The organism is Neoroseomonas rubea (genome assembly GCF_016106015.1).
Taxonomy (GTDB): domain Bacteria; phylum Pseudomonadota; class Alphaproteobacteria; order Acetobacterales; family Acetobacteraceae; genus Neoroseomonas; species Neoroseomonas rubea.
Genome location: NZ_JACADQ010000608.1, coordinates 1 through 1,229 on the forward strand (window position 1 = coordinate 1; position 1,229 = coordinate 1,229).

Genomic DNA, 1,229 nt, shown 5'->3' on the forward strand with positions numbered 1-1,229 from the left:
GCATCCGCAAGGCTCCCGGCACGCGCGGCGGCCTCACCCTCGGCCAGCAGGCGCGCGGCTTCGGCGCGCGGGGCGGGTTCCTGCGTGCCGGCCACCACGCGGTCATGCTCGGCGCGCAGCGCGCGCGGCAGGTCCGTCTGCAATTCGCGCGCGATCGCCGCCGCTTCGCGCTGGCGCGGCGCAACAACCGTGAACCAATACGCGCCGAGGCCCACCACCAGCACCGCGACGCCCGCGAGCGCGAGGCGCCCCCAGCGGGCGCGCGTCGCCCAGGCGGTGGCCAGGCTGCGCTGCCAGCCTTCGCCCTTCGGCGTATAGGCGAAGCGCTTCTCCTCCAGCGCGAGGATACCCTGGTCGAGGACATGGTCCGCGACCTCGATTCCCTGGCTGGCGTAGATCTCGCGCAGGCGCTCGCGCAGCCGGGCCTGGCGGTCGGTACCGCCGAGTTCCCGCTCGACCAGACGATCGGCGTGGCGGATCGTGTCCACCACGTCCATCGCCAGCATCGTCTCGTCGAGCGCGGGCGCCCGCGCCGGCACGTCAGCCATTCGTGCCGGCGACCGCCGATGCGCGGTTGGCAAGCCGCGCCATGCGCTGCTTCGCATCCTCGACCGACCGGCGAATCTCGTCGCTGTTCTGCGTCGCGGCGGTGCGCATCTCGTCGATGATCTCGATCGAGCGCTCCTGGTAGTTCACCACCGATTCCACCAGCTTCTTGACCGCATCCGCCTGGATGGTCGGGCCATAGCCGGCGCGTAGCGCGGCTTCCTGCACCTTGCCGCCGATCTCGGCCAGCACTTCCAGCGACTGGTTCACGCCCGCCTTCATGCCTTCAAGCGTTCGGGTGCTTTCGTGCAGCCCGTGCATGCCGGTGAAGGAAGCCGTCAGCGCCGTCAGCACCGCCTCGTTGGTTGAGAAGAAGGAGACCGACTGCTGGTAGACGCGTTCCTTCGCCGTCGTGATCTGTACGAGCCGCGCCATGATCACTTCGGAGGTGTTGTAGGAGACGGTCAGGTTGTCCGCGAGGTCTTTCGCGATCTGGTACTTGCCGTCCTCGGCCTGCAGGTGGCGCAGCGCCTCGTCGCGGGCGAGTTCGAGCCGCGCGCGTTCGGCCGGCTCGGCGGCCGCGGCGGCCTCGGCGGCCTTCACCGCGGCGTCGGTCGCCGCCTTGGCGGCGGCGAGCCGGCGTTCGGCCGACTTCAGCACCTCGAGCGCCAGGAGCTCGCCCT

The 1,229-nt window shown here is 70.9% G+C and carries 2 protein-coding genes; both read right to left on the bottom strand.

The genetic code is table 11. The features are described 5' to 3' along the window. Positions 1–548 (bottom strand): DUF6384 family protein (locus tag HW577_RS25265; protein ID WP_198378837.1); only part of this gene is annotated, 548 nt, incomplete at its 3' end. Beyond that, positions 541–1,229: hypothetical protein (locus HW577_RS25270; protein WP_198378838.1), on the bottom strand; the 689-nt coding region annotated here is incomplete at its 5' end. The genes HW577_RS25270 and HW577_RS25265, both read right to left, overlap by 8 nt.